This window comes from Arthrobacter sp. HMWF013, from assembly GCF_003061105.1.
Lineage (GTDB): Bacteria > Actinomycetota > Actinomycetes > Actinomycetales > Micrococcaceae > Arthrobacter.
Map to the genome: position 1 here is coordinate 1 of NZ_QAIQ01000125.1, position 6,554 is coordinate 6,554.

Here is a 6,554-nt window from a genome sequence, read left to right on the forward strand (position 1 = left end):
GGGCACGTCCATGGTGGAGGGCCGCATCTCGGCCGGTGTGGTAACCGGCGACGGCAGCGACGTGGGCGGCGGCGCATCGATCATGGGCACCCTTTCAGGCGGTGGCAAGGAAAAAATCTCCATCGGCGAACGCGTCCTGCTGGGTGCCAACTCCGGCGTGGGCATCAGCATCGGCGACGACTCCGTGGTGGAGGCAGGGCTCTACGTCACCGCGGGAACCCGTGTCCGCGTTCCCGGCCCCAAGGACGAGGTCGGCGAAGACACCACCAAAATCGTGAAGGCTGCAGAGCTGTCCGGGGTCCCCAACCTCCTGTTCCGCCGCAACTCCACCACCGGCGCCGTGGAAGCGCTGCCGCGCCGGGGCCAGACCGTGGAACTCAACGACGCCCTCCACGCTAACTGACCCGTCCGTGGCACGTGGACGTGGTGCACGGCGCTTTGCCGTACTCCTGCTGACGCTGGCACTGGTAGCCGGCGGTATCTACACTGCTGTGTCTTTCCTGCAGCGCTCCGAAACCCTGGTCACGGAGCGCTGCACGGCCGACGTCGGAACGCAGGTCGCGGAGCTTGCCACGGACCAGGCGGGCAATGCGGCCCTGATCACAGCTGTTGCCGTGCAGCGCGGGCTACCGCCGCGGGCTGCCAGCATCGCCCTGGCAACCGCCATGCAGGAATCCAAGCTGCGCAATATCGGCCACGGCGACCAGGCCGGGCCCGATTCGCGTGGGCTGTTCCAGCAGCGGCCCTCCCAAGGGTGGGGAACCGAGGCGCAGGTCATGGATCCCGTCTATGCCGCCAACGCCTTCTACGATGCCCTGATAAAGATTCCCGGCTACGAGTCTCTGGAGATTACCGACGCCGCCCAACGCGTCCAGCGCTCGGCGTATCCCCAGGCATATGCCCAGCACGAGGACATGGGCCGCTCCTTTGCTTCAGGCCTGAGCGGACAAACCCCCGAGTCGGTGCAATGCACGCTTCGGGCAGCGCAGGAGGCGGGCCTTCCTTCGGCCGTAGAATCCGGGCTCTCCCTGGCATACGGGCCGCTGGGCACGTTCACCGAAGGCGAGTCACTGGTGGTTGAAGCCAGCGGCAACCAGGCCTGGTCCGTTGCCCACTGGGCCGTTGCCAACGCCAAGGGCCTTTCCATCACCCGTGTTGATGTCGCCGGTAAGAGCTGGCAACGCCAGGCTGAAGACGGGTGGCAGGATGGCGGGGTTGCCGACGGCCAGGTCCGGATCACTGTGGCACCGGCAGGCACCGGCACCTGACCCGCCGGCACCTGACCCGCCGGCACGAGGGCAAAGGCCGGGGCAGATCCTGCCTCAGGCCAGGATTTCCACGACCGGCTGGACGTAGCTGCGGAAGAGTTCCGGCTGCGACATCAGCTCATGGCTCATGAGGATCTTGTCCGGCTCCAGATACCAGGCCCGCTGCTCATCCAACGGCAGTTCAATTATTGTCAGGTTGAAGTCGCGGGCCTTGCGGCCAACTTCCATGAGCCGGTCACCCACCATGTCGTTCAACAACTGATCTGATCCGCTGGCCACTCGCTCCGCTTCGAGCTGGGCGTATTCACTGCGGCGTTCGCGCGCCCAGGTCAGGGCTGAGCCGAAGTGCGCCTGCAGCACGCGCTGGAGCGCCGGGGAGTTGCCGAACGCCTCAAATTCGGGTGGGGTCAGCTCCGGCGATGTCTGGGGATGGGCCTTGAGCAACTGCTCCCACCAGGCTTCCCATTCGGTCTTGAGGGCGCTCAGGCCGCCTACCTCTGCGGTGAGATGCGTGTGGTCTGCAGGCCGGATTTTGGGGGCGGCGTGAGATAACGCCGGGTGGCCGGCGCCGTCGAGCCCTGCGGCATCCCGGACAAACAATGCAATCATCAGCGGCCCGGACGTGTCCGTGGTGATCTGCCAGCCGGAACCGCCAGTTTGATTCATCCCTATTCCTCCCGACGCCTGCCTGATCCGGTGTGGTTACCCGGCTCCGCTTCCCCGTCTCCCAGTCTATTCCCGATGCCGCCGGACGTGTGGCAGGAAAGTACAGGTCAGGCGGCGTGAACGGCCAGTCCGGCCAAGTGCCGGTCAAGGACGTCGCGGCACATCACCGCTGTCATCCATTCGGGCTGGAGGAGGGCGTGCATGCACAGCCCGTCGATCGTTGCCAGCAGCCGCTCGGCCTCAACCACCAGCGTTTGCCGCCCGTCGCCGTCGTCCGCCACCATGGCAGTGATCACCTGCCCGACGACGGCCGCTACCTCCCGGTGGCTCCGGTCGGCAACAGGGGTCAGGAAGGGGCGGATCCTGGCCGCGTTCCGGAATGCCATCCAGACGCAGACGTCCACCGCCCGCTCCTCATCAAGGGGCAGGAATTCACCCAGCAGTGTTAATACGGCCTCACGCTGCTGGACACTGCCGGGTGCGGTATCCGTGACTGCCGGCAGTGCGGCCTGCAGCCGGGCCGATATCCGGTCCACCACCGAGGCAAAGCTGTGATGGAGCAGTTCCTCGCTCCCGGCAAAGTAGTGCCGGACGGAGCCAACCGCCAGGCCGGCCTCGTCTGCAACCTCACGCAGCGACGCACGTTCGAGCCCGTCTACGGCAATGATCCGGAAAACAGCGTCAACAATGTCCGCACGCCGGGCTTCGGCATCAACAATTTTAGGCACTACTACTATTTAGCACACCTGTGCGGTAATCCACTTATCCTCGGATGTGGGATAGCGTTGGGGGCATGAAAATTCTGGTCACAGGTGGCACCGGGTACATCGGCTCCCACACTGTTTTGTCCCTGCAGGAAGCCGGTCATGACGTTGTGGTGATCGACAATCTGGTGAACTCCAGCGAGGAATCCCTGCGCCGGGTTGCTGAGCTTAGTGGCAAGACCGCTGAATTCCACAACGTGGATCTGGTGGATGAAGCCGCAGTGGAAAATGTATTCGCCGGGCAGTCGATCGACGCCGTCATTCATTTCGCCGGACTCAAAGCTGTGGGTGAGTCCGTCCGGGAACCGCTGAAGTACTACTACAACAACCTGGTGGGCACGCTGAACCTGATCCGGGTCATGGACCGCCATGACGTCCGCTCCATCGTCTTCAGCTCCTCCGCCACCGTGTACGGCGAGCACAATCCCATCCCCTACGTGGAAAAGATGGAGATCGGCGCCAACAACCCCTACGGCCGCACCAAGGAACAGATCGAGGACATCCTCTCGGACCTCGGCGACGCCGATCCCCGCTGGCACATCGCGCTGCTGCGCTACTTCAACCCGGTGGGAGCCCACCCGTCCGGCCGCATCGGCGAGGATCCCCAGGGCATTCCCAACAATCTGGTTCCCTTTATCGCCCAGGTCGCGGTGGGGCGCCGGGAGAAGCTGATGGTCTTCGGCGGCGATTACGATACGCCCGACGGCACGTGCCTCCGCGACTACATTCACGTCGTCGACCTCGCCGGCGGCCACGTGGCCGCCCTCAACCACGTAGCGGAGCGTACAGGCGTGTTCCGCTGGAACCTGGGCTCCGGCAAGGGGTCCTCCGTCCTGGAGGTCCTGCGCTCCTTCGAGAAGGCCGTGGGCCGGCCGATTCCCTACGAGATCACCGAACGGCGGGCCGGCGATCTTCCCGCCTTCTGGGCTGACGCGACCTCCGCCCTGGCCGACCTGAGCTGGTCCACCACCAAGACCGTCGACCAGATGTGCGAGGACCACTGGCGCTGGCAGAAGAACAACCCCCAGGGCTACTCGGCCTAAAGAGCGACACGGGGTCACTTAACGTCCTCCCGGGACGCTTTATTGGGCGTGAAGTGACCCCGCGTTGCTTTCGGTGGTGGTTAACGACGGCGGCCGGTCACCTTCTTGGAAGGTGACCGGCCGACGTCGTTATTCAGTTGGTGTGTATCAGCGCACCGGGTAATCGCGCTCGGGTTCGCCGATGTACAGCTGGCGCGGGCGGCCGATCTTGGTGTTGGGGTCGCTGATCATTTCACGCCACTGGGCGATCCAGCCCGGCAGGCGGCCGATCGCGAACAGCACGGTGAACATCTTCTCCGGGAAACCCATGGCCTTGTAGATCAGGCCGGTGTAGAAGTCCACGTTCGGGTAGAGCTTGCGCTGGATGAAGTAGTCATCGTTCAGCGCCTTCTCTTCCAGGCGCAGGGCGATCTCGAGCAGTTCGTCGTTGCCGCCGAGCTTCGTGAGGATCTCGTGGGCCGTGGCCTTGACGATCTTGGCGCGGGGATCGTAGTTCTTGTACACACGGTGTCCGAAGCCCATGAGGCGGACGCCGTCTTCCTTGTTCTTGACCTTCTCCATGTAGTCCTCAGGCTTGGTGCCGTCGGCCTGGATCTGGCGGAGCATCTTGAGGACCGCTTCGTTGGCGCCGCCATGGGCGGGGCCGAACAGGGCGTTGATTCCTGCAGAGACGGAAGCGAACAGGTTGGCGTTGGAGGAGCCCACCAGACGCACCGTGGAGGTGGAACAATTCTGCTCGTGGTCCGCGTGCAGGATCAGCAGGAGGTCCAGCGCCTTGGCGATCACCGGGTCCACTTCATACTGCTCGGCAGGGAGGCCGAAGCTCAGGCGCATGAAGTTTTCCACGAGGTTGTGGGAGTTGTCCGGGTACAGCATGGGCTGGCCGATGGACTTCTTGTGCGCGTACGCCGCGATGACCGGCATTTTGGCCATCAGGCGGATGGTGGAGACCTCCACCTGCTCGGCGTTGAAGGGGTCCAGCGAATCCTGGTAGAACGTGGACAGCGCCGAGACAGCCGATGACAGGACTGGCATCGGGTGTGCGTCGCGCGGGAAGCCGCTGAAGAAGCCCTTGAGCTCTTCGTGCAACAGGGTGTGGCGGCGGATCTTCTGGTCGAACTCTTCCAGCTCGGTGGGGCTGGGCAGGTTGCCGTAGATCAGGAGGTAGGAGACCTCGAGGAAGCTGGAGTGCTGTGCCAGCTGCTCGATGGGGTATCCACGGTAGCGCAGGATTCCGGCATCGCCGTCGATGTAGGTGATAGCGGAAGTGGTTGCTGCGGTGTTCATGAAGCCGGGGTCAAAAGTGACTGCGCCCGTCTGCTTGAGCAGCTTGGAAACGTCGTAGCCTTCGTTTCCTTCAACAACCTGGATGCGCGGGAGCTTGAGCTCGCCACCTGCATGGTGCAGGGTTGCGCTGTTGGTCTCAGTCATGGAGTCCCCTTCATGAGGCGTCTGGGCCTCTGTCGAAAGCTTGATCCAACATCCGGTGAGCCGCGCGCCGCCCCCTGTTCGTTCAGGAATACAACACCCGGGCTGCCATCTTGTAGAAAGCCACCATTGATAGTCACTTAAAAAGTACCGCCCCCATGGCGTGTGCCACTAATCGGCGACGGCGGAAACCCCCTCAAAAGGCCGCGATTGTGGTGCGAGTCACACCATTGTTACGGTGCTGAAGCCAGCCTGGCGACCGCTGCGTCGACCCGCTCGTCGGTGCCGGTCAGCGCAACGCGCACAAATCCGTTGCCTGCCTCGCCGTAGAAGACTCCCGGCCCCACCACAATGCCGCGCGCAGCAAGGCGGTCCACGGTTTCCCATGTGCTCTCCCCGGCCGTGGACCAAAGGTAGAGCCCGGCGTCGGAATCCTTGATCTCCAGCCCGAACTCCTGCAGTGCCGGCAAAAGGCGTTCCCGGCGTCCGCGGTAGAGATCCTTCTGCGCATTGACATGGGCGTCGTCACCGAGCGCCACACGCATGGCCTCCTGCACAGGGTACGGAACGATCATGCCTGCGTGCTTGCGGCTGTTGACCAGATTGGCCATGATCACCGGATCGCCTGCCACGAAGGCGGCGCGGTAGCCGGCAACGTTGGACTGCTTGCTCAGCGAGTAGACGGCCAACAATCCGTCATGGGAGCCGCCGGCCACACGGGGGTCCAGAACGCTGGGCACCTGTTGGCCGCCGCGCTGGACGTCCCAGGTGCCCCAGCCGAGCTCGGCGTAGCACTCGTCCGACGCCACGACGGCACCGATTTCCCGCGCCTGCGCCACCAGGGCCTTCAGTGACTCAATATCCCGGACACTGCCGGTGGGGTTTCCCGGAGAATTGACCCAGATCAGCCGGACGCGGGAGCGGGTGGCTTCATCCAGCTCGTCGAGGTTGTCCGTTGCCACCGACGTGACACCGGCAAATGTGGCGCCGATGTCGTAGGTGGGGTAGGCAACTTTGGGACGGACGACGACGTCGCCCGGCTTGAGTCCCAACAGCAGCGGCAGCCACGCCACCAGTTCCTTGGAACCGACGGTGGGCATGATGTTCTTCGGGTCCAGCCCAGGAACGCCCCGGCGCCGCTCGAACCACGCAGCGATGGCTTCCCGCAGCGGAACGGTGCCGTGGACCGTGGGGTACCCGGGGGCATTCGCTGCGGCCCTCAGGGCCTCCTGGATCAAGGCCGGAGTCGGGTCCACCGGCGTCCCGATGGAGAGATTCACGGCCCCGCCAGGGTGCTCCGAGGCCTTGGCGAGGTATGGTGCCATGGCCTCCCAGGGGTAGTCAGGCAGGCTCAGGCCAAAGCTGTTCACGGCTGCGGTCAACGG

At 64.3% G+C, this 6,554-nt stretch carries 7 protein-coding genes; 3 read left to right on the forward strand and 4 right to left on the reverse strand.

Going from position 1 to position 6,554, the window contains the following annotated elements:
• Both DBR22_RS05770 and DBR22_RS05775 read left to right on the forward strand, forming a co-directional pair.
• Positions 1 to 403, forward strand: a 403-nt coding sequence (locus tag DBR22_RS05770; RefSeq protein ID WP_308810183.1) for a DapH/DapD/GlmU-related protein, incomplete at its 5' end; no start/stop codon positions are given.
• Between the two features lie 7 nt (positions 404 to 410).
• Complete coding sequence (locus DBR22_RS05775) at positions 411 to 1,268, forward strand: hypothetical protein (protein WP_108598201.1); 858 nt, start codon at positions 411 to 413, stop codon at positions 1,266 to 1,268.
• Positions 1,269 to 1,322: 54 nt separating this feature from the next.
• Here DBR22_RS05775 and DBR22_RS05780 read toward each other — a convergent pair whose 3' ends face one another.
• Both DBR22_RS05780 and DBR22_RS05785 read right to left on the reverse strand, forming a co-directional pair.
• A complete protein-coding gene (locus tag DBR22_RS05780; protein WP_108598202.1) occupies positions 1,323 to 1,934 on the reverse strand; it encodes a hypothetical protein in 612 nt (203 codons plus the stop codon).
• A 107-nt stretch (positions 1,935 to 2,041) separates the two neighbouring features.
• Positions 2,042 to 2,662, reverse strand: coding sequence for a TetR/AcrR family transcriptional regulator (locus tag DBR22_RS05785; RefSeq protein WP_108598203.1), 621 nt, complete (start codon positions 2,660 to 2,662; stop codon positions 2,042 to 2,044).
• Between the two features lie 65 nt (positions 2,663 to 2,727).
• On the opposite strand from DBR22_RS05785, the gene galE reads away from it, so the two are divergent.
• Positions 2,728 to 3,741 carry a UDP-glucose 4-epimerase GalE gene (galE, locus tag DBR22_RS05790; RefSeq protein WP_108598204.1) on the forward strand — a complete coding sequence of 338 codons (1,014 nt, stop codon included), beginning with the start codon at positions 2,728 to 2,730 and terminating at the stop codon, positions 3,739 to 3,741.
• Between the two features lie 147 nt (positions 3,742 to 3,888).
• On the opposite strand, the gene DBR22_RS05795 is transcribed toward galE, so the two are convergent.
• Together DBR22_RS05795 and dapC are read right to left on the reverse strand one after the other, a co-directional pair.
• Entirely contained in the window at positions 3,889 to 5,172 is a 1,284-nt protein-coding gene (locus tag DBR22_RS05795; RefSeq protein ID WP_108598205.1) for a citrate synthase, read from the reverse strand.
• Between the two features lie 230 nt (positions 5,173 to 5,402).
• Positions 5,403 to 6,551 (reverse strand): succinyldiaminopimelate transaminase, encoded by a 1,149-nt coding sequence (gene dapC, locus DBR22_RS05800; RefSeq protein WP_108598206.1) that lies wholly within the window; start codon positions 6,549 to 6,551, stop codon positions 5,403 to 5,405.
• Positions 6,552 to 6,554 lie beyond the last annotated feature (3 nt).

Bases quoted from the DNA above. Each gene is read 5' to 3' on its own strand.
- DBR22_RS05780 (WP_108598202.1), bottom strand. From the start codon at position 1,934: ATGAATCAAACTGGCGGTTCCGGCTGGCAGATCACCACGGACACGTCC.
- DBR22_RS05795 (WP_108598205.1), bottom strand. From the start codon at position 5,172: ATGACTGAGACCAACAGCGCAACCCTGCACCATGCAGGTGGCGAGCTC.
- galE (WP_108598204.1), top strand. From the start codon at position 2,728: ATGAAAATTCTGGTCACAGGTGGCACCGGGTACATCGGCTCCCACACT.